Annotated in this window: 23 protein-coding genes; 7 read left to right on the forward strand and 16 right to left on the reverse strand. The window is 61.8% G+C overall.

The features are described 5' to 3' along the window. Window positions 1-218: 218 nt before the first annotated feature. Both rpsI and rplM read right to left on the reverse strand, forming a co-directional pair. Entirely contained in the window at window positions 219-611 is a 393-nt protein-coding gene (gene rpsI, locus LOY50_RS23340) for a 30S ribosomal protein S9 (protein WP_003205364.1), read from the reverse strand. A gap of 14 nt (window positions 612-625) precedes the next feature. Beyond that, window positions 626-1,054 (reverse strand): 50S ribosomal protein L13, encoded by a 429-nt coding sequence (gene rplM / locus LOY50_RS23345; RefSeq protein WP_003178186.1) that lies wholly within the window; start codon window positions 1,052-1,054, stop codon window positions 626-628. Between the two features lie 245 nt (window positions 1,055-1,299). On the opposite strand from rplM, the gene LOY50_RS23350 reads away from it, so the two are divergent. Next, window positions 1,300-2,340: an NADP(H)-dependent aldo-keto reductase gene (locus LOY50_RS23350; protein WP_253477916.1), complete on the forward strand. Its 1,041-nt coding sequence runs from the start codon at window positions 1,300-1,302 to the stop codon at window positions 2,338-2,340. A gap of 132 nt (window positions 2,341-2,472) precedes the next feature. Here the strand turns inward: LOY50_RS23350 and LOY50_RS23355 are convergent, their stop codons facing one another. Then, the gene (locus LOY50_RS23355) at window positions 2,473-3,609 is read right to left on the reverse strand and encodes an acyl-CoA dehydrogenase family protein (RefSeq protein WP_003205367.1); all 1,137 of its coding nucleotides are present in this window, start codon (window positions 3,607-3,609) and stop codon (window positions 2,473-2,475) included. A 244-nt stretch (window positions 3,610-3,853) separates the two neighbouring features. On the opposite strand from LOY50_RS23355, the gene LOY50_RS23360 reads away from it, so the two are divergent. Continuing rightward, entirely contained in the window at window positions 3,854-4,750 is an 897-nt protein-coding gene (locus tag LOY50_RS23360; RefSeq protein ID WP_253478666.1) for a GlxA family transcriptional regulator, read from the forward strand. 184 nt (window positions 4,751-4,934) lie between these two features. Here LOY50_RS23360 and zapE read toward each other — a convergent pair whose 3' ends face one another. The 3 genes from zapE to LOY50_RS23375 form a co-directional block, all read right to left on the reverse strand. After that, on the reverse strand, window positions 4,935-6,029 hold the full coding sequence (gene zapE, locus LOY50_RS23365) for a cell division protein ZapE (RefSeq protein ID WP_041476132.1): 1,095 nt from the start codon (window positions 6,027-6,029) through the stop codon (window positions 4,935-4,937). 102 nt (window positions 6,030-6,131) lie between these two features. After that, window positions 6,132-7,487, reverse strand: coding sequence for a tryptophan--tRNA ligase (locus LOY50_RS23370; RefSeq protein WP_258689303.1), 1,356 nt, complete (start codon window positions 7,485-7,487; stop codon window positions 6,132-6,134). A 24-nt stretch (window positions 7,488-7,511) separates the two neighbouring features. Continuing rightward, complete coding sequence (locus tag LOY50_RS23375; RefSeq protein WP_258691269.1) at window positions 7,512-8,141, reverse strand: alpha/beta hydrolase; 630 nt, start codon at window positions 8,139-8,141, stop codon at window positions 7,512-7,514. 147 nt (window positions 8,142-8,288) lie between these two features. Between LOY50_RS23375 and LOY50_RS23380 the strand changes: the two genes are divergently transcribed. Continuing rightward, on the forward strand, window positions 8,289-8,723 hold the full coding sequence (locus tag LOY50_RS23380) for a YhcB family protein (RefSeq protein WP_014340085.1): 435 nt from the start codon (window positions 8,289-8,291) through the stop codon (window positions 8,721-8,723). A 258-nt stretch (window positions 8,724-8,981) separates the two neighbouring features. Here the strand turns inward: LOY50_RS23380 and LOY50_RS23385 are convergent, their stop codons facing one another. The 8 genes from LOY50_RS23385 to LOY50_RS23420 all read right to left on the reverse strand — a co-directional run bounded on the left by LOY50_RS23385 (window position 8,982) and on the right by LOY50_RS23420 (window position 18,529). After that, the gene (locus LOY50_RS23385; protein WP_258689304.1) at window positions 8,982-10,367 is read right to left on the reverse strand and encodes an aspartate aminotransferase family protein; all 1,386 of its coding nucleotides are present in this window, start codon (window positions 10,365-10,367) and stop codon (window positions 8,982-8,984) included. Continuing rightward, window positions 10,364-11,851: an NAD-dependent succinate-semialdehyde dehydrogenase gene (locus LOY50_RS23390; protein ID WP_253477927.1), complete on the reverse strand. Its 1,488-nt coding sequence runs from the start codon at window positions 11,849-11,851 to the stop codon at window positions 10,364-10,366. The genes LOY50_RS23385 and LOY50_RS23390 overlap by 4 nt, the downstream gene beginning before the upstream one ends. 130 nt (window positions 11,852-11,981) lie before the next feature. Further along, a complete protein-coding gene (locus tag LOY50_RS23395) occupies window positions 11,982-12,461 on the reverse strand; it encodes an Lrp/AsnC family transcriptional regulator (RefSeq protein ID WP_258689305.1) in 480 nt (159 codons plus the stop codon). Window positions 12,462-12,698: 237 nt separating this feature from the next. After that, window positions 12,699-13,700: a N(2)-acetyl-L-2,4-diaminobutanoate deacetylase DoeB gene (doeB, locus tag LOY50_RS23400; RefSeq protein WP_258689306.1), complete on the reverse strand. Its 1,002-nt coding sequence runs from the start codon at window positions 13,698-13,700 to the stop codon at window positions 12,699-12,701. Window positions 13,701-13,703: 3 nt separating this feature from the next. Next, window positions 13,704-14,894, reverse strand: coding sequence for an ectoine hydrolase DoeA (gene doeA / locus LOY50_RS23405; RefSeq protein ID WP_253477933.1), 1,191 nt, complete (start codon window positions 14,892-14,894; stop codon window positions 13,704-13,706). Window positions 14,895-14,933: 39 nt separating this feature from the next. Next, the gene (locus LOY50_RS23410; protein WP_258689308.1) at window positions 14,934-15,926 is read right to left on the reverse strand and encodes a cyclodeaminase; all 993 of its coding nucleotides are present in this window, start codon (window positions 15,924-15,926) and stop codon (window positions 14,934-14,936) included. Window positions 15,927-15,946: 20 nt separating this feature from the next. Continuing rightward, complete coding sequence (gene eutB / locus LOY50_RS23415) at window positions 15,947-16,918, reverse strand: hydroxyectoine utilization dehydratase EutB (RefSeq protein WP_258689310.1); 972 nt, start codon at window positions 16,916-16,918, stop codon at window positions 15,947-15,949. A 216-nt stretch (window positions 16,919-17,134) separates the two neighbouring features. Continuing rightward, a complete protein-coding gene (locus LOY50_RS23420) occupies window positions 17,135-18,529 on the reverse strand; it encodes a PLP-dependent aminotransferase family protein (protein ID WP_258689312.1) in 1,395 nt (464 codons plus the stop codon). Between the two features lie 290 nt (window positions 18,530-18,819). Here LOY50_RS23420 and ehuB point away from each other — a divergent pair, with 290 nt between their 5' ends. From ehuB to ehuA, 4 genes are all read left to right on the forward strand, one after another. Continuing rightward, entirely contained in the window at window positions 18,820-19,674 is an 855-nt protein-coding gene (ehuB, locus tag LOY50_RS23425; protein ID WP_253477946.1) for an ectoine/hydroxyectoine ABC transporter substrate-binding protein EhuB, read from the forward strand. Window positions 19,675-19,757: 83 nt separating this feature from the next. After that, window positions 19,758-20,417 (forward strand): ectoine/hydroxyectoine ABC transporter permease subunit EhuC, encoded by a 660-nt coding sequence (ehuC, locus tag LOY50_RS23430; RefSeq protein WP_204127525.1) that lies wholly within the window; start codon window positions 19,758-19,760, stop codon window positions 20,415-20,417. Beyond that, window positions 20,414-21,070 (forward strand): ectoine/hydroxyectoine ABC transporter permease subunit EhuD, encoded by a 657-nt coding sequence (ehuD, locus tag LOY50_RS23435; RefSeq protein WP_253477950.1) that lies wholly within the window; start codon window positions 20,414-20,416, stop codon window positions 21,068-21,070. Before ehuC ends, ehuD begins: the two co-directional genes overlap by 4 nt. A 74-nt stretch (window positions 21,071-21,144) precedes the next feature. Continuing rightward, the gene (ehuA, locus tag LOY50_RS23440) at window positions 21,145-21,939 is read left to right on the forward strand and encodes an ectoine/hydroxyectoine ABC transporter ATP-binding protein EhuA (protein ID WP_024616393.1); all 795 of its coding nucleotides are present in this window, start codon (window positions 21,145-21,147) and stop codon (window positions 21,937-21,939) included. Between the two features lie 224 nt (window positions 21,940-22,163). Here the strand turns inward: ehuA and LOY50_RS23445 are convergent, their stop codons facing one another. Both LOY50_RS23445 and LOY50_RS23450 read right to left on the reverse strand, forming a co-directional pair. After that, complete coding sequence (locus LOY50_RS23445; protein ID WP_253477953.1) at window positions 22,164-22,898, reverse strand: OmpA family protein; 735 nt, start codon at window positions 22,896-22,898, stop codon at window positions 22,164-22,166. 152 nt (window positions 22,899-23,050) lie between these two features. Continuing rightward, the gene (locus LOY50_RS23450) at window positions 23,051-24,226 is read right to left on the reverse strand and encodes an aspartate aminotransferase family protein (protein WP_258689314.1); all 1,176 of its coding nucleotides are present in this window, start codon (window positions 24,224-24,226) and stop codon (window positions 23,051-23,053) included. Window positions 24,227-24,268 lie beyond the last annotated feature (42 nt).

Below are 24,268 nucleotides of genomic sequence, written 5' to 3' on the forward strand. Positions count from 1 at the left end.
GGCGTCTACTAAGTAAAAATCTGAACTTATAAAAATTTTGCCGAATGGTAATGAAAAGCCCCAATTCTGACAAGGTAATTACCAAGCGGCCAAACCGCCAAGCCTTGTAGTATAGGGGCTCTACGAATGTGGCAAGTTGTCACAGAGCAATTCTTTTGCCCATAAAAAAACGCCCAGCTCCGTGAGGAACTGGGCGCCTTTTGAAAGCGGAAGCGAAATTAACGCTTCGAGTACTGCGGACGCTTACGCGCTTTACGCAGACCGACTTTCTTACGTTCAACTTCGCGAGCATCGCGAGTTACGAAGCCGGCTTTGCGCAGAGCACCACGCAGAGTCTCGTCGTAATCCATCAGGGCGCGAGTGATACCGTGGCGGATTGCGCCAGCTTGACCACTTACACCACCACCGATAACGGTGACGTAGATGTCGAATTTTTCGACGGTCTCGGTCAGTTCCAGCGGCTGACGAACTACCATGCGGGCAGTTTCGCGGCCGAAGAAGTTATCCAGGGAGCGGTTGTTGATGGAGATGTTACCAGTGCCCGGACGCAGGAAAACGCGTGCGGTTGCAGTCTTGCGACGGCCAGTGCCGTAATTTTGAGTCGCCGACATAATGAACTATTCCGTTAAAACTTCAGTTCTTGGGGCTGCTGAGCAGTATGAGGGTGAGCAGCGCCCGCATAAACCTTCAGCTTACGATACATGTCGCGACCCAGTGGGTTTTTAGGCAGCATGCCTTTAACCGCGGTCTCGAGCACGCGCTCAGGGGCTTTGGCGATCAGCTTTTCGAAGTTGATCGACTTGATGCCGCCAGGAAAACCGGAGTGGGAGTAGTACATTTTGTCAGTGGTTTTAGCGCCAGTAACACGTACTTGCTCAGCGTTGATCACGACGATGTAGTCACCGGTGTCAACGTGAGGGGTGTACTCAGGCTTGTGCTTGCCACGCAGACGGCTCGCGATTTCGGTGGCCAGACGACCCAGGGTCTGACCAGCAGCGTCGACGACAAACCAGTCGCGCTTTACTGTTTCCGGTTTAGCAGTAAAAGTTTTCATTCTTTATAGCCTCAGGGGCCGCCCTGTAAATTAGACGGCGGATCTTACTGAATAGTGCGTACTTTGACAAGTCAAAGGCAGCCGGATACAGACGCTTTCGGGGGCTCGGGTCGGCGCGTCCGTTCAACGGCAAGATTCTTCGGCGGCGGCGCATCACTTCCACTGCAGAAAGAGGTGCGCAATTATGCAGATTGCGAAAAATATTTCAACCTGCTTTTATGATTGTTTTGCCCAAGGAGTACCCGATGGACTATCGCCCGCTAGGCCGTACCGACCTGAACGTGAGTGCCCTGTGCCTCGGAACCATGACCTGGGGTGAGCAGAACAGCGAGGCCGAGGCCTTCGCCCAGATCGAACGCGCCAAGGCTGCCGGCATCAATTTCATCGACACCGCCGAGATGTACCCGGTGCCACCCAAGGCCGAAACCTACGCCACCACCGAGCGTTACATCGGCAATTACTTCAAGAGTCGCGGCGATCGTGCCGACTGGATCCTGGCGAGCAAGATCGCCGGCCCCGGCAACACCATCGACTACATCCGCGACAAGAACCTCAAGCACAACCGCCGCCACATCGTCGAAGCCGTGGACGCCAGCCTCAAGCGCCTGCAGACCGACTGGATCGATCTCTACCAGCTGCATTGGCCCGAGCGCAGCACCAACTTCTTTGGTCAACTGGGCTACCAGCACAAGGCCGACGAAACGTTCACCCCGCTGGAGGAAACCCTCGAAGCCCTGGACGAACAGGTTCGCGCCGGCAAGATCCGCCACATCGGCCTGTCCAACGAAACGCCGTGGGGCACCATGAAGTTCCTTGCCCTGGCCGAGGCCCGTGGCTGGCCGCGGGCGGTGTCGATCCAGAACCCGTACAACCTGCTCAACCGCAGCTTCGAGATCGGCCTGTCGGAAATCGCCATTCGCGAGCAATGCGGCCTGCTGGCTTACTCGCCACTGGCGTTCGGCTTTCTGTCGGGCAAATACGAAAACGGCGCACGCCCAGCCAAGGGCCGCCTGACGCTGTACAGCCGCTTCATGCGTTACTTCAACCCGCAATCGGAAGCGGCGTGCAGCCGTTATGTCGCCCTGGCCCGCGAACATGGCCTGGACCCGGCGCAGATGGCCCTGGCGTTCGTCACCCGGCAGCCGTTCGTGACCAGCAACATCATTGGCGCCACCACGCTGGAGCAACTGGACAGCAACATCGCCAGCCTCGACCTGAAACTGTCGGATGAAGTGCTGGCGGGGATCGAGGCGATTCACAAGGATCAGCCGAACCCGGCGCCTTGATTGATTCATAGCCCCCATCGCGAGCAAGCTCGCTCCCACAGGGGTTCGATGCTGATCACAAAATAGCGATCAAACACGAATCCATGTGGGAGCGAGCTTGCTCGCGATAGCGGACCCAAGCTCACCACTGCATCAAAGCGACCGCGCAATGATCTCCTTCATGATCTCATTGGTCCCGGCATAGATCCGCTGCACCCGCGCATCCGCCCACGCCCGGGCAATCGGGTATTCCCACATGAAGCCGTAGCCGCCATGCAACTGCACGCATTCGTCGAGCACCTTGCATTGCAGGTCGGTGCCCCAGTACTTGGCCATCGCCGCCGTCGGCACGTCCAGCTTCCCTTGCAGGTGCAATTCCAGGCAGCGGTCGACGAAGACCCGGCCGATCTGGATTTCGGTGGCCATTTCCGCGAGCTTGAAACGGGTGTTCTGGAAGTCCGCGATGGATTTGCCGAACGCCTTGCGCTCGCGGGTGTAGTCCAGGGTCCATTGCAGCGCCGCTTCGGCCGACGCCAGGCCGCCTATGGCGACGGTCAGGCGCTCCTGGGGTAGCTCCTGCATCAAGTAGGCGAAGCCCATGCCGGCCTGCCCGAGCAGGTTCTCCTTTGGCACACGGACATCCTGGAAGAACAATTCCGATGTGTCCTGGGCCTTCATGCCGACTTTTTCCAGGCGCTTGCCCTTTTCAAAGCCCGGTGTACCCGCCTCCACCAGGAACAGGCTGGTGCCCTTGGCGCCGGCCTTCGGATCGGTCTTGGCGACCACGATCACCAGGTCTGCCAGGAAGCCGTTGGTGATGAAGGTCTTCGAGCCATTGATGACATATTCATCACCGTCCAGCACCGCCGTGGTCTTCACCCCTTGCAGGTCGGAACCGGCGCCCGGCTCGGTCATGGCGATGGCCGTAACCATTTCGCCAGACACCAGCTTCGGCAGGTACTTGTGTTTCAGCGCTTCGCTGCCGTAATGCAGGATGTACGGTGCGACGATGTCGGAATGCAACGAAAACCCGATCCCCGTCAGCCCCAGGCGGCCGATCTCCTCGATCACCACCGTACTGTAGAGAAAATCTGCGTCCAGCCCCCCATAGGCTTCCGGGAGGTGCGAGCACAACATGCCCGCCTCCCCTGCCTTGTTCCAGAGCTGGCGATCGACATGTCCCTGTTTTTCCCACTGGCTGTGGTACGGCACCGCTTCTTTTTCAAGGAAGGTTCGTACGCTGTCGCGAAACAATTCGTGCTCGGGACTGAACAGTGTTCTTGGGATCATGGCGCACCTTTGGTTATTGTCGGGTGTGGTTATCCGACAGAGCCTAAGCCTGCGGGGTACGACAGGACACTGGACACATCCGACAAAAAATAAGACGATCCAGCCGTCTGATGACCACTTTCCCCTATAAAAATAAAGATGAATTATGTCTATGCACGCCTCCACGCCCTTGCGGCGCGTCAGCATCCTGGCAATCGACCGGGTCTTCGCCTCCACCCTCATGCAAGCCAAGGATTTTTTCCACCTGGCCAGCCTGCGCTATGGCAAGCAACTGGGCCACGGCCTGACGCCGGCCTTTGAAACCCGGCTGGTCAGCCCCGATGGCAAACCGGTGAACAGCTTCAGCGATGTGATCATGCCGGTGGATGGTGGCCTGGAAAACACCGATATCATCATCCTGCCGGCCTTCTGGGATGATTTCGCCACCCTCTGCCAACGTTATCCCCAGGTCCTGCCTTGGCTGCGCGAACAACACGCGCGCGGCGCGGTACTCTGCGGCGAAGCCACCGGGGTGTTCTGGCTGGCTGAGGCCGGGCTGCTCGACGGCAAGGAAGCCACCACCTACTGGCGTTTCTTCAATGCCTTCAAGGAACGTTTCCCCCAGGTATACCTGAACCAGGACAAGCACCTGACCGACGCCGACAACCTGTTCTGCGCCGGCGGCACGACCTCAGCCTGCGACCTCTACATTTACCTCATTGAACGCTTCTGTGGCGCCAACGTCGCCCAGGCCGTGGCGCGGGACATCTTGTATGAGGTGCAACGCAGCTATTCACCAGGGCGGATCGGCTTCGGCGGGCAGAAACTGCACCAGGACGTGATCATCCTGCAGATCCAGCAATGGCTCGAAGAGCACTTCGCCGATAAATTCCGCTTCGAGGACGTTGCCCGGGAACATGGCATGAGCATCCGCAATTTCATGCGCCGCTTCCAGACCGCCACGGGCGACAAACCGCTGCATTACCTGCAACGGCTGCGGATCGAAACCGCCAAGGGCCTGCTCTCCGGCAGCCGCAAGAGCATCAAGACCATCAGCTATGAAGTCGGCTACGACGACGCGAGCTTTTTCGCCCGGCTGTTCCGGCAACATACCGACCTGTCGCCGAACCAGTATCGGCAGCAGTTTCAGCAGGCGGCGTAGCCCTAGGCTGAATACAAATCCAATGTGGGAGCGAGCTTGCTCGCGATGGCGGTGGCTCAGCAGCACTGATGTTGAGTGACACGACGCCATCGCGAGCAAGCTCGCTCCCACAGGGTCGGGTGGGGAATCTGCACATACAAAAAAGGCCCGCAATCGCAGGCCTTTTTTGGTGTTGCGAATATCCCTACGGCTTATGCGCCCGCGCCAGGAATTCGTGGGATTGCATCTCCAGCAAGCGACTCAAGGTCCGCTGGAATTCGAAGGTCAAGCGACCGCCGGTGTAGAGGTCCTTGAGTTCGACTTCGGCCGAAATGATCAGCTTCACGTTACGGTCGTAGAACTCGTCGACCATGTTGATGAAGCGACGGGCGATGTCGTCGGTGGTGACGCTCATCTGCTCGACATTGCTCAGCAGCACGGCGTGGAAGATCTTGCCCAGTTCGATGTAGTCGTTCTGGCTGCGGGGGCCGTCGCACAGTTCGCGGAAGTCGAACCAGGCCACGTCATCGCACGTACGCACGGCGCGGATTTCGCGATTTTCGATGACCAACACATCATTTTCCACGGCCTGGGTGCATTCCGGCGTCAGGGCGCGGAAGCTCTTGCGCAGGCTCTCCTGGGCAGCGGCATCCAACGGAAAATGGAACAGCTCCGCTTGTTCGAGGTGACGCAGGCGGTAGTCGACGCCGCTGTCGACGTTGACGATTTCAGTGTGCTCCTTGATCAGCGCAATGGCTGGCAGGAAACGTGCCCGCTGCAGGCCGTCCTTGTACAGGCCGTCCGGCACGATGTTCGAGGTGGCGACCAGGGTCACGCCGTTCTTGAACAGCTCTTCCATCAAGGTGCCGAGGATCATGGCGTCGGTGATGTCGGAAACGAAGAACTCATCGAAGCAGATCACCCGGGTCTCGTCGGAAAAACGCTTGGCGATGATGGTCAGCGGGTTCTTCTCGCCGCCCAGGGTCTTCATTTCCTCGTGCACGCGCTTCATGAAGCGGTGAAAGTGCGTTCGTGTCTTCTCCTTGAACGGCAACGCTTCGAAGAAGGTGTCCACCAGGTAGGTCTTGCCACGGCCCACGCCACCCCAGAAATACAGGCCCTTGACCGGAGCCTGGTCTTTTTTGCCGAACAGTTTGCCCAACAGGCCGGGCTTGTTGTTCGCTGCCGCGACCAGGTCGTCGTACAGGCGCTGCAAATGCCGCACCGCCGTTTCCTGGGCTGCGTCGTGGAAGAACTCCGGGCGTTTCAGATCAGCTTGATATCGTTCTAGGGGCGTCATATTCGTTAGCAAGGCAACAAAAACGGGCCGTCACTGTAGCGACGGCCCAGAGGAATGGCAATCGGCCCTTATTCGGGCCGATGGTCGGGTGACGTGCCGGGATCAGTCCTGGGCAGGCGTCAAGGCAACGCGCAGCGCATCGACGGCGGCATCCCGCGCGGCGCTGTCAGCAAAGGCCGGGCTATTCGCCACGCACTCGCCGTCGAGCCAGACACTGAAACCCAGGTCGTCGCTGCGTACGTCCAAGGGCTGGCCGGACTGCAATTGCTTTGTCACCTGCCCGGCGGTCTTGCCGTCGGCAAAATTGTTCGACAGCAACAGCTGCTCGCCGTCGGCGGACAGCAGGCGGAAACGGAAACTGCCGTCGTCTTCGCGGAAACTGACGAAGCGTGCTGCCTTGGCGGCTTTCTTCTTGGTGCTGGCGGCCACCTGGACCTGGCTGACAAACGAACGCAAGCCAACGGCCTCGCGCAGTTCGTTGAGGAACGGCGTTGCCACGGCCCGGGCTTTTTTCGCGCCCAGTTGCAGGATGTCTTCAAGGTCCGCCGGACGCTCGATGAACTGGTGATAACGCTCGCGCGTTTCACCCAGCTCGCTGTCGAGCAACTGGAACAGGCGGTTCTTGGCTTCGCCCCAACCCAGCCCGTGCAGCAGTTCGCTGCGGAACTCGGCGGACTGTTCGGCAGTGGCGAAGGCCTGGAACAGGGTGAACAGATGCGAATTGTCCGGATCCTTGGCTTCGCCCGGGGCGCGGGAGTCGGTGACGATCCGCGAGATTGCGTCCTTCATGTCCTTGGCGCTGCTGAACAACGGGATGGTGTTGTCGTAGCTCTTGGACATCTTGCGGCCATCGAGGCCCGGCAGCGTGGCGACGCTTTCCTCGATCAGCGCCTCGGGCATGGTGAAGAACTCCTTGCCCTGGCCGAACAGGTGGTTGAAGCGCTGGCCGATGTCGCGGGCCATCTCCACGTGCTGGATCTGGTCGCGACCGACCGGCACCTTGTGGGCGTTGAACATCAGGATGTCAGCGGCCATCAACACCGGGTAGCTGTACAGCCCCATGGTGATGCCGGCGTCCGGGTCTTCGCCGGCCTCGACGTTCTTGTCCACCGACGCCTTGTAGGCGTGGGCACGGTTGAGCAGGCCCTTGGCGGCGACGCAGGTCAGCAGCCAGGTCAGCTCCGGGATCTCGGGAATATCGGACTGGCGATAGAACGTCACGCGGTCCACATCCAGGCCGCCGGCCAGCCATGTAGCGGCGATTTCCAGGCGCGAACGCTGGATACGCAGCGGGTCATCGCACTTGATCAGGGCGTGGTAGTCGGCCAGGAAGTAGAACGAATCGGCGTTGCTGTCGCGGCTGGCGAGGATCGCCGGACGGATGGCGCCGGCATAGTTGCCCAGGTGCGGAGTGCCGGTGGTGGTGATGCCGGTCAGGATACGGGTACGCGTCGTCATGGGTTATCGCTTGTCAGACTGCTGTCAATTCGAGAGGCGCGGCAGGATCAGATCCTTGAGATCGGTCAGCTTGCCATGAAAAAAGTGTCCGCATTCTGCCACTTTCAGCAGCTCATGGGGACGTTGGAGCGTGTCAGACCATTCGTAAACCAGCTGCGGATCGACGACTTCGTCGGTTTCCGGCTGGATCACGGTCAACTGGCCGCTCATCGGCAAGGGCGACTGCTCGTCCAGGCGCATCACCGCCGGGGCCACCATGAACAAGTGCTTGACCGGCTGACCCTGGGCTTCCAGGCGCCCGCCCAGGCTGGCGGCGACAAAGCCGCCAAAGGAAAAACCGAACAGGGTCAGCGGCAACTGCGGGTATTTTTCCCGCAGCCATTGGGCGACAGCCTGGGCGTCGTCCACTTCGCCGGTGCCCATGTCATGAGTGCCGGCACTGGCACCCACGCCACGATAATTGAAACGCAACGTAACCAGGCCAGCATCGCGGGCAGTGCGTTGCAGGGTCGAGACCACTTTGTTGAGCATGGTCCCGCCCTGCACCGGGTTCGGGTGGCAGATCAGCGCCAGGCCACGGGGAGCCTCGCTGTCCAGGTACAAGGCTTCCAGTTGGCCCACCGGGCCATCGATGACTACAGGGGTTTCGCGCATAAGCAAGGGAAAGAACTCCGTGACCTCGAATTGGGTCGACTCGTCTAGCTAAAGTCTGTGCCTGGCATGATTGCGATGTTCTTCGCGGTATACAGCGCAGGTCCGAGCCGTTAACGTAAAGCAAAGCCGTTTATAGAGGAAGGACTCGTGGAACACTCGCTCTTAGTTTGGTTGTTGCCGACTCTTGCCCTGGTTGCCGGTGTCGCCATTGGATTCCTGCTTGCCCGACTGCTGCCCAACGCGGTGCCCAACAGCACGCAACGTCAGCTGGACGACATCCAGGAACGTTTCGACAGTTATCAGAATGAAGTGGTCACTCACTTCAACAGCACCGCGTCCCTGGTGAAAAAACTCACCCAGAGCTACCAGGAAGTCCAGGATCACTTGTCCGAGGGTGCCAATCGCCTGGCCCTGGACGAGCAGACTCGCCAACGCCTGTTGGCCGCCCTGCAAGCCGATTCGGCACAGACGCCACGGGAACGCCTGACCCCGCCAAAGGATCAGGAACCGCCCCGGGACTACGCCCCCAAGGCCCCGAATTCGCCCGGCATGCTCGATGAGCATTACGGTTTGAAGAAGTAATCTCCAGGCAACACCTAAAAGCCCGCCCGATCACATGATCGGGCGGGCTTTTTTATTGCCTCAAATTCCACTCACTTCAATGTCTGATCCATTGTGGCGAGGGAGCTTGCTCCCGCTGGGCTGCGCAGCAGCCCTTATAGCAGCGAACTCGATTTTCCTGGCACACCGAGTTGCCTGGTTTTGGGGCCGCTTCGCAGCCCAGCGGGAGCAAGCTCCCTCACCACAGGGTATTTTTGTCCTGAAGTATTTTTACTCAGCCTAAGCCAACACTTCACCCGCCACCTGATCGACAGCACCTTTAGTGATGTCGACGATCAGGTCCGCATCCTCGCGGGTCAGGATCAGTGGCGGGGCGAAGCCCAGGATGTCGCCGTGGGGCATGGCGCGGGCGATCATGCCGCGTTCCAGGCAGGCGGCCGAGACCTTCGGGCCGACTTTGAGCGCCGGGTCGAATGCCGTGCGCTGTTCACGGTCGGCCATGAACTCCACCGCTGCCAGCATGCCGTCACCACGCACCTCGCCCACCAACGGATGACCTTCAAGGGTTTCACGCAGGCGACGATTCAGGTAGCCACCCACATCCTCGGCGTTGGCCGTGAGGTTTTCGCGTTCAAGAATGTCGAGGTTCGCCAGTGCCGCCGCCGCGCAAATCGGGTGCCCGGAATAGGTCCAGCCATGGCCCATGGCCCCTTCGGCCTGGGAGGCTTTTTCAATCACGCTCCAGACCTTTTCCCCGATGATCACCGCCGACAAGGGTGCATAGGCACTGGTCAGGCCTTTGGCGGTGGTAATCAGGTCCGGCTTCATGCCGTAGCGCTGGCTGCCCATCTTCGAACCCAGGCGGCCGAACGCGCAGACCACTTCATCGGCAATCAGCAGTACGTCGTATTTTTTCAGCACGGCCTGGATCGCATCCCAATAACCGGCGGGGGGAACGATGATGCCCCCGGTGCCCATCAGCGGTTCACCAATGAACGCCGCCACGGTGTCCGGACCTTCAGCGAGGATCATTTTTTCCAGCTCGTCGGCGCAATACCGCACGAAGGTTGCTTCGTCCATGCCCGTCGGCGCCTTGCGATACCAGTGCGGGCACACGGTGTGCTTGACCCCTTCGACCGGCAGGTCGAAATGCTGGTGGAAGGTCGCCAGCCCCGTCAGGCTGCCGGTCATGATGCCCGAGCCATGATAACCACGGTCCCGTGAAATGATTTTCTTCTTCAGCGGCCGGCCCAGTACGTTGTTGTAGTAGCGCACCAACTTGACCTGGGTTTCGTTGGCATCGGAGCCGGACAAACCGTAATAGACCTTCTTCATCCCTTCCGGCGCCCAGTCCATGATGCGACTGGACAGCTCGATGATCGCCTCGCTCGAATGGCCGACGTAGGTGTGGTAGTAGGCCAGTTCCTTGGCCTGTTTATAGATGGCGTCGGCCACCTCGGTGCGGCCGTAACCGATGTTCACGCAGTAGAGGCCGGCAAAGGCATCGATGAACTCACGGCCTTCATGGTCGCGAATGCGAATGCCTGACGCACTCTTGATGATCCGGCCCTTGAGCGCGCCGCTGGCGTGGTCGTGGGCGTGGGTAGAGGGGTGCATGAAATGCGCACGGTCTTGTTCGAACAGCGTGTTGAGTTCTTGGCTCATGCGGGCTCTCCTGGGAACTGGCCTTGATGGTGCAGGCAAAAATATTTGGTTTCGACAAAGGGCTCGAAGCCCTCGCTGCCCCCCTCGCGACCGAGGCCCGAGGCTTTCATGCCACCGAAGGGGATCGGGTGGCCGGTGAACTTGACGCCGTTGACCGCGACCATGGCGTGGTCGAGACGGCGGATCAGCGGATAAATGAGGTCCAGGCGATTGGAACAAATATAGGCCGCCAGCCCATACTCGGTGTCGTTGGCCATTTCGATGGCTTCGTCCAGGGTGTCGAACGGCATCACCCCGGCAATCGGCGCGAAGTTTTCTTCACGGTAGATGCGCATTGGCGGCGTGACGTCGGCCAGCACCGTGGGCTGATAAAACAACCCGCCCAAGGCATGGGCCTCACCGCCCACCAGGCGTTGAGCGCCAAGGGCCAGCGCATCGGCGACACGGTCAGCGGTCGCATCGAATGCCGCCTGATGCATCAACGGCCCGACGTCCACGTCCTGCTCCTGTTGATCAACCATCGCCGGCCCGACGCGCAAGGCGCGCACCGCGGCGGCGAAACGACTGAGGAACGCCTGGTACACCGGGCGCTGCACCATGATTCGGTTAGCCGCACAGCAGTCCTGGCCCGAGGTCTGGAACTTCGCCTCCACGGCGACTTTCACCGCCAAGGCGAGGTCGGCATCGGCGCAGACAATGAACGGCGCGTTGCCGCCCAATTCCAGCGCGACTTTCTTCACGTCATGGGCCGCCGCTTGCAGCACCAACTTGCCGACCCGGGTCGAGCCGGTGAAGCTCACCGAACGTACGCGACGATCCTTGACCAGGGTTTCCATGGCCATTTGCGGCTCGCCCAATACCACGTTGAACACCCCGGCAGGAAAGCCTGCCTCCTCGGCCAGCTGCGCCAGGGCCAAGGCCGAGTAAGGCGTTTCGTGGGCCGGTTTGATCACCACGGTGCAGCCGGCAGCCAGGGCAGCGGCGGCCTTGCGGGTGATCATCGCCGACGGAAAATTCCACGGTGTGAGTAGCGCGCAGACGCCTACCGGCTCCTTGACCGTCCCCAGATGCGCATTCGGGATATGGCTCGGAATGTTCTGACCGTACAGGCGCCGGGCTTGCTCGGCGAACCACGGAATGAAGCTGGCAGCGTAGGCGATTTCGCCACGGGACTCGGCCAATGGCTTGCCCTGCTCCAGGCTGAGAATGTGCGCGAGGTCTTCGCGGTGTTCGACGATCAGTGCCGCCCAGCGCCGCAGGATCGCGCCGCGAGTCTCCAGGCTCTGCTCGCGCCACGTTGGGAAGGCGCGATGCGCAGCGTCCACCGCCGCGACGATCTGCGGCTGATCGAGCATCGGCACATGGCCAATGACGGTGCGGGTGGCCGGGTTGTGGACAGCCACACTGTGGCCGCTGTCGCTGTGGACCCAATGGCCGTCGATGTAGCAAAGCGCTTTGAACAGCAGCGGATGTTGGTAAGGCATGACGTTCACTCCAGAGCGTGTGCGTGAATCCATGCTAGGGCAGCGGCGCTTGGGGAATTGGAGGTTTACCGTGGGTCAAACCCTGGTTTTTTTCTGAATCGAGGGCGGCAAACCGGGTTTTCTGCGGTGCTCAGGACGGCTCGGCCAACTCCGCCGGCAAGGCACCAGCGGTCTTGATGATCTTGGTGACGATGTAGGTGAAGTAGCGTTCGATGCCGAGGTCTTCGAGCAACAGTTGGTCGACGAAACGCTGGTAGGCATCGACGTCCGGCGCCTGGATCATCGCCAGGTAATCCACACCGCCGCCCGTGGCGTAACAGAACGCCACTTCTGGCGCGGCGATCATGTGTTGCTCGAAACGGCGCATGTCCTGGGCGGTGTGGCGGGCCAGGGTGATTTCCACCAGCACCTGCTGACGCTTGAACACCGCGCCCCAATCGATCTGCGCCCGGTAGCCGATGATCAGGCCCGCCGCTTCGAGCTTGCGCACCCGCTCCCAGGCCGGCGTCACCGACAGGTTGATGGACTCGGCCAGGCTCGACTTGGTAATCCGCCCGTCCTCGGCGAGGATTTGCAGGATCTTGAGGTCGTAGCGATCGAGCTTGTGCATGGGCCGTGGACTCTCCAGACAATTCAGACATCACACCGATTACCGTGGCGAGGGAGCTTGCTCCCGCTGGGCCTGTAGGAGCTGTGTAGGAGCTGTCGAGTGCAACGAGGCTGCGATCTTTCCCCTGACGCTTGAGTCTCAAGCGAAAGATCAAAAGATCGCAGGCTTCGCCAGCTCCTACAGGGCCGAGCGGGAGCAAGCTCCCTCGCCACAGGGTGGTGTGTCAGTTGAGGTGTATCACGCCAACACATCCGCAATCACCGCCAAGGTATCGCCACACTGCACCAACCCGGGAAAGTGCCGGGCCGCCAGCAGGCCGCTGCGGGCGGCGCGGTATTCGACCGGGGCGACGCCGCTGCGGGTGGCGTCGTAGATGCGCGCCACCACCTCGCCCCGTGTCACGTGTTCCCCCAGGTCGCGGCACATTTCCAGCAAGCCGTCGTGTTCGCTGGCGATGAAACAACTGGCGTCCGGCATGTCGAGCACCAGCGAGGGCTGCAACTCGATCGTGCCCCGCAGGATGCCGGCATGGATCAACAGGTTGCGCACCCCACGCTCGGCAATCGCCACGCTACGGGCGGTCGACGAACCGCCGCCGCCCAGCTCGGTGGTGACGAACACCTTGCCTTGGGACTCGGCCGCCGTGTCGTACATCGCCCCGGCGTCCAGCTCCAGCATGCGCATGCAATACGGCGCGTTGAACGCCAGCATCCCGGCCTCGCAGCGCGCTTGCTGCGGTTTGTCCGGCAAGACGTGGCAGGCGGCAAACGGCAGGAAATCCAGGGTCCGCCCGCCGGAATGAATGTCCAGGACAATGTCGGCCAAGGGCAGCAGCGTGCGATTGAAATAGTCGGCGATTTTCTCGGTGACGGTGCCGTCCGGCCTGCCGGGAAAACTGCGGTTCAGGTTGCCCTTGTCGATGGGCGAAGTCCGGCGTCCGGCGTGGAAGGCCGGGGTGTTCATGAACGGCACGATGATCACCCGCCCGCTCACCTCTTCAGCCGTCAGTTGCTGTGCCAGTTTGCTCAGGGCCACCGGGCCTTCGTATTCATCGCCGTGGTTGCCACCGCTGAGCAGTGCCGTCGGACCACTGCCGCGCTGGATCACGGTGATGGGAATCATCACCGCGCCCCAGGCCGAATCGTCCCGCGAATACGGCAGCTTGAGAAAGCCGTGCTGCACACCCTCGCGGGTGAAGTCGACCGTGGCGCTGATGGGATTATTAGGCAGATCGGGCATGGCTCAATCCTTCACGAACAATTGACGAGGCACGTCGCACAGCGTCTCGACGCCGGTCTCGGTGATCAGGATGCTTTCGGTGATTTCCAGGCCCCAATCGTCCATCCACAGCCCCGGCATGAAATGGAAGGTCATGCCCGGCTGCAACACGCTGTTGTCGCCGGGGCGCAGGCTCATGGTGCGCTCGCCCCAATCCGGCGGATAACTGATCCCGATGGGGTAGCCGCAACGGCTGTCCTTGTGAATGCCGAATTTCTCCAGCACCTTGAAAAACGCCACCGCGATATCGCCGGTGGTGTTGCCCGGCTTGGCTGCGTCCAGGCCGGCGGCGATGCCCTCGACCACGGCTTTTTCGCCGTCGAGGAAATGTTGCGGCGGCTTGCCCAGGTAAATGGTGCGCGACAGCGGGCAGTGATAACGCTTGTAGCAACCGGCGATTTCAAAGAAGGTGCCGGCGCCCTTCTTGAAGGGTGAATCGTCCCAGGTCAGGTGCGGCGCACTGGCGTCGGCCCCGGTGGGCAACAGCGGCACGATGGCCGGGTAGTCGCCGCCATGGCCGTCGGCACCGAGGATGCCGCTGCTGTAGATCTCGGCCACCAGTTCGTTCTTGCGCATGCCTGGTTCGATGCGCTCCAGGATCCGGCTGTGCATGTTCTCGACGATGCGCGCGGCGATGCGCATGTAGGCGATTTCCTGGGGCGACTTGACCGCGCGCTGCCAGTTCACCAGGCCCACCGCGTCCACCAGTTTTGCCTGGGGCAAATGCTTTTGCAGCGACAGGTAAGCGGCGGCGCTGAAGTAATAGTTGTCCATCTCCACGCCAATGGTCAGCGCGCCCCAGCCACGGGCGATGATCACCTCGCGGGACAGGTAGTCCATGGGGTGGCGCTCGCGGGACTGCACGTAGATGTCCGGGTAGCCGACGATGTTATCGGCCTGCATGAACACCGTGCGCTTTGCACCGTTGGCATCCTGGCCACGACCGAACCACACGGGTTCGCCCTCCAGCGCCAGCAGCACGCACTGGTGCACATAGAATGACCAACCGTCATAGCCGGTGAGCCAAGCCATGTTCGACGGATCGGTGACCAGCAGCAGCTCCAGGCCCTGGGCCTGCATGGCCGCGCGAACCTTCGCCAGGCGTTGGGTGTATTCCTCCCGCAGGAACGGAAGATTGACGACGATCTCAGACATCCACCTGCCCTCTGTTCAATGACTCATGAGAAAAATGATCTAGCGGCCGAACGCAAACCCCTTGCCCGCCGCCCGTGCCCGCTCGAACGCCAGGTTGGCGATGGCGGTGTCCTGGGCGCCGGTGCCGGTCAGGTCGCAAAGCGTCACTTGTGCGGCATCGGAACGCCCGGGGTGCTGTCCCGCCAGCACCTGTCCCAACTCCATCAACGCCAGGTCATCGCGAACGGCACCGGCCGCCAGGGCGTGGTGCAGTTCCCCGAGCACGCGGGTCTGGCTCAGGCGATCGGCGACATAACAGTCGACGGCCGCCAGGGCTTGCGGGGAAATTTCGTTCTTGTGTTCGGCGTCCGAGCCCATCGCCGTGATGTGCAGGCCGGGATGTAAATGGCGGGCTTGGATCAACGGCTCGCGACTGGGTGTGCAGGTGACGGCGATGTCCACGCCTTCCAGGGCATCGTCAATGGAGGCGCATGGCGTGACGGCAAGTCCAGTGTCACGCGCCAGCTCCTGACTGAACGCCTCGGCCTTTTGCGCATCACGCGCCCAGACCCGCACCTCGTCGATGGGTCGCACCAGGCGCAGTGCCTGAAGTTGCAACGCCGCCTGCTCGCCGGCACCGATCAGCGCGACGCTGCGGCTCTGCTCGCGGGACAGGCAACGCGCCGCCACCGCCCCGGCCGCGGCGGTGCGCACGGCGGTGAGGTAACCGTTGTCCAGCAGCAGGGCTTCCAGCAGGCCGGTGCGTGCCGAGAGCAACATCATCATGCCGTTGAGGCTGGGCAGGCCAAACTTGGGGTTATCGAAAAAACCCGGGCTGACCTTGATGGCGAAGCGCTCCAGGCCCGGCAGGTAAGCGGTCTTCACATCCACTTCACCGTTGTGCTCGGGAATGTCCAACCGCAGGATCGGCGGCATCGCCACGGCGGCGGTGGCCAGGAGCACGAAGGCCTGTTCGATGGCGTCGATGCTGGCCAGGTCCAGGGCCACGCAGCTGCGCAGGTCGGCTTCGCTCAATAGGGTGACTTCACTCATGACTGGCTCCGTTAGGGTTATCAGGCGTTGGCGCCAGCGATCACGCGGGCATGGTGTGCGGTGTCGACGTTGCGCCCGCTGACCACCAGGACAATGGGGCCGCGTGGCTCGACCAGGCCGTCGAGCAGCGCCGCGATGCCCACCACGGCAGCGCCTTCGAGCACCAGGCGTTCGTGGTGATAGGCGTGGCGGATGGCATTGGCGATAGAGGCTTCCGAAAGCAGGTGCACGTCATCGCGCAGTCGGCGGGTCATGGCGAAGGTGTAGCGATTGTCCAGGCCGATGCCGCCGCCGAGGGAGTCGGCCAGCGTCGGCAGTTCTTCGACGTCCACCGGTTGCCCGGCCGCGAGGCTGGCGTGCATCGCGGCACCGCGGGCCATGCTGATGCCGTGGACTTGAATCGCTGGGTTCGCACTTTTGAGGGCCAGGGCAACTCCGGCGAACAGGCCGCCACCGGACAACGGCACCAGGACCTGGGCCACCTCCGGTTGCTGCTCGAGGATCTCCAGGCCGAGGGTGCCCTGCCCGGCGATAATCGCCGGATGATCGAAGGGCGGCAAAAAAGTCGCGCCCTGCTCCCGGGCGATGCGCTCGGCCTCGCGCTGGGCCTCGTCCTGGGACTGGCCGACGATGCACACCTCGGCGCCCAGGTCGCGGATCGCCTGCACTTTGTTGGCCGGCACCAGGTTCGACAGGCAGACAATCGCCCTGACGCCTTGTTGCGAAGCGGCATGGGCCAGTGCCCGACCATGATTGCCGGTCGAAGCCGTGACCACGCCCCGGGCCTTTTGCTCGGCGCTGAGCTGCGCCACTGCATTGCTCGCCCCGCGCAGCTTGAAGCTGCCGGTGATTTGCAGGGCCTCAAGCTTGAGGTACACCGCCACGCCCATCAACCGCGACAAACTCGGGGAATGCTCCATGGGTGTACGCCTGACCTGCGACTCGATGCGCTGGCGAGCACGGTAGATATCCTGAAGCTGCAACCCTGTCATGACTGCGTCCCGAGCGGATGTGTTGGGCGCAGTCTAAGAGGGCTGGATTGTGGTGATGAATGTACTAGGGCAATTTAGTGATGAAGTTCCAAAGTCACCACAAATCCCTTGTGGGAGCGAGCTCGCTCGCGATGGGGCCCTCACATTCAACATCTTTGCTGACTGCCACACCGCTATCGCGAGCAAGCTCGCTCCCACAGGGAAAGGTGTGGTGCATCAGAAATCATGAATCTGCGGGTACTGGTTGAAGATCTGCCGCATGCCGATCAGCGCATGGCGCATTTCTTCGTCACTGCATTCAGCGCCGACGCAGACCCGCACCGCGCGGGGCCTGGGGGTGCCGCGGACGGTGAACGGATCGGGGGATGTCACGGCGATGTGCTTGTGCCGCAGCGCCCGCACCAGGCTGTCCACTTCCCAATGGGACGGGATGCCAACCCACGCATTCAAGGCATGCGGGTGCTGGCCCAGCAGATGTTCGCCCATGTACTCGGTGACCATCGCCTGGCGCCCGGCCAGCAGTTGACGTTGCAATTGCACCAGCGACTCGGCGCGGCCATCGCGAATCCAGCGGGTGGCGATCTCCGAGACCATGGGTGTGGCCATCCAACTGTTGACACGCAGGATGCTCTCGGTGCGCAGGGCCAGGCGCTTGGGCACCACCAGATAACCGGTGCGCAGCCCCGTGAGCACCGACTTGGTCATGCTCGTGCAGTAGAACGACAGCTCCGGCAGGTAGTGGCTGATGGGCGGCGCCCGGCGTTCGTCCAGCAGCGGGCCGTACACATCGTCTTCGATGATGTGCACACCGAAGCGCCGGGCAATCTCGGCGATTTCCCGGCGGCGGGCGTCGGGCATCAGGCTGGTGGTGGGGTTGTTCAGGTTTGGCGTGCACACCAGCGCAGTGATGCGCTCGTTGCTGCACATGTCTTCGAAATGTTCGGGGTCGATGCCATAGCGGTCCATCTCCAGGCCCTTGAGGGTGAAGCCCAGCACCTGGGAGTTGCCGATCACGCCGTGGTCGGTCAAGCCTTCGCAGAGCACCACATCATCGGGGCCCGCCAGCGAAGCGAGAGCCAGGAAAATCCCGTGGGCCGCGCCGTTGGTGATCAGCACATCGTTACGGTCGACTTTCAGCCCTTGCCGACCGATCCACTGCGCCGCCGCTTCGCGATGGGATTCGAAACCGGCGATGGGGCGAAACGCATGAATCCACGGCTGGTCTTCTTCAGTGCTCAGCGCCGCGCAGGTATCACGCCAGGCCTGGTCATGCTCACGGGTGTGCAGGATGCGGGTGATGGAAAAATCCACCAGCGCTCGCTCGGGACTGTCGAGGATGTACGTCGCCACCCGGTCGCTCATGCGCCGCGAGACGAAACTGCCACGCCCAACCTCACAGCGCACCAGTCCCTGGCGCTCCAACTCCTTATAGGCGTTGGTGACGGTCTGCACGCTGATCCCCATGGCGTCGGCCACCTGCCGTTGCGGCGGCAGGCGCTGGTCATTGGCCAGGGTGCCCTGTTCGATATCGTCGGCAATGGCCTGCACCAGAATCTTGTATTTGGATTCACCGCTGCGGGCGAGGTCCAAGGCTGACTTCCACTTATCCATAACAGCTGCAACCGGCGTGTGTAGGGGTGCGCACAGCATTGCGCGGCCATCGCGGCAAAGCAATTGTCCTAGTGCAATACAATCGATGCCGGGGCTTTTGTATGCTCGGTCCAAGGTCGTCACCCAGGCGGGCTCATCGCCCTGACAAAAAGCCGGATCGACCTGTACCGGCGCCGTTCCCGATTCCAGGCCACGCCCGGATCCGCCGCTGTACGCTTTGCTCTTGTAACACTGCCTCCTACCACAGAGCCGTCAAACGACGGATCCACAAGAAACAGGAGATTTTATCGATGAGCAATTTTCTTCCCAGCACCGGTGCGCCCCTACGTCGGCTCTTGCTGACCTGTGCCGTACTGGGCCTGGCCGGCAGCGTTCAAGCGGCCACCCTGGATACGGTCAAAAGCACCAGTAGCATCCGGATCGGCTACGCCAACGAAACGCCGTTTGCCTTCACCGAAACCGACGGCACCGTTACCGGTGAGTCACCGGAAATCGCCAAGATCATCTTCGCCAAAATGGGCATCAAGCAGGTCAATGGCGTGCTCACCGAATGGGGCTCGTTGATCCCAGGCCTGCGCGCAGGTCGTTTCGATGTCATCGCCGCCGGCATGTACATCACCCCGGCGCGCTGCAAGCAAGTGTTGTTCACCGATCCGCAGTACCAGTTGCCCGATGCCTTGCTCGTGGCCAAGGGCAACCCGAAAAAACTCCACAGCTATGAAGACATCGCCAAGCAACCGGATGTGAAACTGGCAATCATGGCCGGCACGGTGAACCTGGCTTATGCCCGCGACTCCGGGGTCAAGGACGACCAGATCCTCCAGGTCCCCGACACCACCGCACAACTGCAAGCCGTACGTGCCGGACGCGCGGACGCTGCCGTCGGCACCCAACTGACCATGAAAGGCCTGGCCAGCAAGGGTGGCGACAAGGTGGAGGCGATGACCGAATTCAAGGACGACCCATCCCACATCGGCTACGGCGCCCTGGCCTTCCGCCCCGAAGACAAAGACTTGCGCGATGCGGTCAATGCCGAGCTGAAAAAGTGGCTGGGCTCCGAAGAGCATCTCAAGACGGTTGCGCCATTCGGGTTCGACAAATCCAACGTGACCAGCAAGACCGCGGCCGAGCTCTGCGCTCAGTAGTCGTCAAGACTGGCGTGCCGAAACGGGCATGACGCGCGGTGCGTGATGCCTGTTCCCTGCTTCACCGGACATTGGGTTGAACCATGGGCGAATTACTTCCGTTATTGATACAGGGGGCCTGGGTCACGCTCCAGGTGACCTTCTTCGGCTCGCTGCTGGCCATCGTCGCGGCGGTGCTGGCAGCTCTCGGGCGACTCTCGCCGTGGCGAGCGTTGCGCTGGTTTTCCATCACCTACATCGAAGTGTTCCGTGGCACCTCGCTGCTGGTGCAATTGTTCTGGCTGTTCTTTGTGCTGCCGCTGCCACCCTTCAACGTTGAGCTGAGCCCTTACGCCGTGGCGATTGTCGGCCTGGGCCTGCACATCGGCGCTTACGGGGCCGAGGTGATGCGCGGCGCCATCAGTTCGGTCGCCAAGGGCCAATACGAAGCCTGCACGGCGCTGAATTTCAGCGGCTTCACGCGCTTCAAGCGGATCATCCTGCCGCAGGCGTTGCTGGCGGCGATCCCACCGGGCACCAACCTGTTGATCGAGCTGCTGAAGAACACCTCGCTGGTGTCGCTGATCACCTTGTCGGACCTAAGTTTCCGCGCGCGGCAGTTGGATCAGGCGACCTTCCAGACCCTGGAGATCTTCAGCCTGGCCCTGGTGATGTATTTCATCCTCGCCCAAGCCATCAACTTCGGCATGCGCCACGTCGAACGACGACTGAGCCGGGGCCGGATGCGTGGAGGTCTGTCATGACGCTGTTCGATTGGTCCTACGCCACACAAATCCTGCCGGACCTGCTGCGCGCCTCCCTCAACACCGTGGGCATTACCCTGATCGGCTTCCTGATCGCGATTGTCCTGGGGCTGTTCCTGGCGATTGGCCGGCGCAGTCGCAAATTCTGGCTGTCGTGGCCGGCCACCGCGGTGATCGAGTTCATCCGCAGCACACCGCTGCTGATCCAGGTGTATTTCCTCTACTACGTACTGCCCAACTATGGCTTGAGCCTGACGGCCATGCAGGTTGGCATCCTCGGCATCGGCCTGCACTACGCCTGCTACATCGCCGAGGTCTATCGCAGTGGTCTCGACGCGGTGCCACGGGCGCAGTGGGAAGCGGTGACGGCGTTGAACATCGCGCCGTACGACGCCTATCGCAACATCATCCTGCCCCAGGCGCTGCGACCGATCGTGCCGCCACTGGGCAACTACCTGGTGGCGATGCTCAAGGACACGCCGGTGCTGTCGGCGATCACCGTGGTGGAAATCATGCAGCAGGCCAAGAACATCGGTTCCGAGAATTTCCGCTACCTGGAACCGATCACCATGGTCGGCCTGTTCTTCCTCGCCCTGAGCCTTGCCCTGGCTTATCTGGTACGGCGCCTTGAAACGCGCATGGAGCTACGCTAATGACTTTACCTCTGTCCACGCCCACCGATTTGTCCCGGCGCAGCACGCTGGCGTCGCAGCAGGAGGCCCCGGCCATGCAAGATCCAACAACGTCCCGGCCGATCGTGAGTTTCCAGGACGTGACCAAAAGCTATGGCAGCTTCACGGTGCTCGATCATCTGAACCTGGATGTCGTTCCCGGTGAAAAGGTCGCGATCATCGGCCCCAGCGGCTCGGGCAAGTCCACGCTGCTGCGGGTGTTGATGACCCTGGAAGGCATCGACCAGGGCCAGATCCGCGTCGAGGATGACTCCCTGACCCACATGCCCAACCGCAACGGCGTGCTGGTGCCGGCCAACGACCGACACATCCGCCGGGTGCGCGGCAAGATCGGCATGGTGTTCCAGAGTTTCAACCTGTTCCCCCACATGACCGCGCTGCAGAACGTGATCGAGGCGCCGGTGCAGGTGCTGGGCATGAACCCGAAAGAAGCCCGGGAGCGCGCCGCCGACCTGTTGGAGCTGGTGGGGCTGGGCAACAAGCTCGACCATTACCCGTCGCAGTTGTCCGGCGGCCAGCAACAACGGGTGGCGATTGCCCGGGCGCTGGCGATGCGACCCAAGGTGATGCTGTTTGACGAAGTGACCTCGGCGCTCGACCCGGAGCTGTGCGGCGAGGTGCTGAATGTGATCCGCAAACTGGGGGCCGAACATAACCTGACGATGCTGATGGTGACCCACCAGATGGGCTTCGCCCGGGAGTTCGCCGACCGGGTGTGTTTCTTCTACAAAGGGCAGATCCACGAACAGGGCACCCCGGCGCAGATCTTCGAAAACCCGCAGCAGGAACGTACGTGTGCGTTCTTGAGTGCGGTAAAAGAGGCGAATTGATCCCCTTGTGAACACCTTTGGGCGAGGAGACTTGTGGGAGCAAGGCTTGCCCGCGATGAAAGCGATGCGGTCTTTCAAAAGATCGAGGCGCCTGTTTCGCGAGCAAGCTTTGCTCCCACAAATCCCCTCGCCACAAGTGGCGGCATCAGGCGGATAGAAACTGACAACCATAAAAAAACGGGGGCCCTGTTGCCAGAGCCCCCGTTTCATTTGCCGCCCAGCCGTTATGGGTACTGCTGGTAAGTCTGGCCCTGCTGCGCCGGTGCCTGGTACTGCTGGCCAGGAATGGCCTTGAGGTTGACCTCGACACGACGGTTTTGCGCACGACCATTGACGTCGCCGTTGCTGGCCACCGGGTTGTCCGGGCCGGCGCCGCGGGCCGACAGGTTGGCACCGCTCACGCCCTGGGACGTCAGGTAAGTCGCCACGCTCTGCGCACGACGCTGGGACAGGTCCATGTTGTGCTGGCGGCTGCCGGTGCTGTCGGTGTAGCCGACGATTTCGATCTGGTTCTGGTTGAACTCCTTGAGGGAGTTGGCCAGGTTGTTCAACGGCTGGTAGAAACTGGAGGCGATGTTCGCCGAGTCGGTGGCGAAGGTGATGTTGCCCGGCATGATCAGCTTGATCTGGTCGCCCTGGCGCTGCACTTCAACGCCGGTATTGGCCATGCTGGCGCGCAGCTTCTTTTCCTGCTGGTCGGCGTAGTAGCCGTAACCGGCCGCGGAAGCCCCCACCACCGCTGCACCAATCAACGCACCCTTGCCGCGGTTATCGTGACCGATGGCCGCACCGGCCAACGCCCCCGCCAGTGCACCGAGGCCACCATACTTGGCGGTTTTGCTCATGCCCGAAGACTCGGTAGAGGCCTGGCCCTGGTTGTCATAGGGGTTAGGCGACGCACAGCCGGACAACAGGGCCACAGCAGTTGCGACAACGATCAAGCGACGCGAGGTGAACATGAAGATGCTCCTGGGTTTTCAGTCTGAATGCCAAAGTGTAGGCAATCGACTCTGGCAGGCGTTGGAACGCGGCAATCGTTAAAAATTCCGTCGCGCTGCGTTGCGCTTCGCCCGGCTGACCGATAAAAAACCGGCCTCCGGGCGAACGCCCCTCACCCCTGCGCCAGACAGCGGCTCACGCCCCGGACAATCATCTCCACTTCCCGCCCATCGATCGTCAACGGCGGCAGCAGGCGGATGGTCTGGCCCCGAGTGATATTGATCAGCAGGCCGTGGTCCCGGGCGGCGCGAAGAGCCAGGTCGCGAACCGGTTGCTTGAGTTCGATGCCGATCATCAACCCCTGGCCGCGAATCGCCAAGACATTCGGGTTGTCCGCCAACTCGGTGCGCAGCCGGCTCAGCAACTGTTCGCCCTGATGCCTGGCGTTGTCCACCAGCGCTTGTTGCTCAATGATCTCCAGCACCGTGCAGCCGACCCGACAGGCCAGTGGATTACCGCCAAAGGTGCTGCCATGGCTGCCAGGGGTAAACAGCTCGGCAGCCTTGCCCCGCGCCAGGCAGGCACCAATGGGTACGCCGTTGCCCAGGCCCTTGGCGAGGGTCATGACGTCCGGCACGATGCCCTCGTGCTGGAAGGCGAACCATTGGCCAGTGCGACCGATGCCGGTCTGGATCTCGTCGAGCATCAACAACCAGGCGCGCCGGCTGCACAGTTCGCGCAGGGCCTTGAGATAGCCCGGCGGTGCGAGTTGCACACCGCTTTCGCCCTGGATCGGTTCCACCAGCACTGCGACGATGCGCTCGGCATGAGCCTGCTGGATCGCTTCCAACGCCGCCAGATCACCGAACGGCACCTTGATGAAATCCCCCGGCAAGCGGTTGTAGCCCAGCCGCACGGACGGGCCGTCACTGGCGGACATCGTGCCCAATGTGCGCCCGTGGAACGCATTGTCCATGACCACCACCAACGGCTGCTCAATGCCCTTGCGCCAACCATAGAGGCGCGCCAGTTTCAGCGCGGTTTCGTTGGCCTCGGCCCCTGAGTTGCTGAAAAACGCCCGCTCCAGCCCCGACAGCTGAGTGAGCTTTTGCGCCAGGCGTTGTTGCCAATCGATGCTGTACAGGTTCGACGTGTGCAACAGCAGGCCGGCCTGCTCGCTGATGGCGGCCACCAGCCGTGGGTGGGAGTGGCCGACATTGGTCACCGCCACGCCCGCCACCGCATCGAGGTATTCGCGACCGTCCTGGTCCCACAGGCGCGTCCCCAAGCCGTGGGTGAAACTCAGCGCCAGGGGTTGGTAAGTGGTCATCAGGCAGGCAGCGGTCATGGCATCAAGCTCCATTGGGTTGGTTTTTTCCAGTATGGTTAG

The sequence above is a fragment of the Pseudomonas sp. B21-010 genome (assembly GCF_024749325.1).
GTDB lineage: Bacteria > Pseudomonadota > Gammaproteobacteria > Pseudomonadales > Pseudomonadaceae > Aquipseudomonas > Aquipseudomonas kilonensis.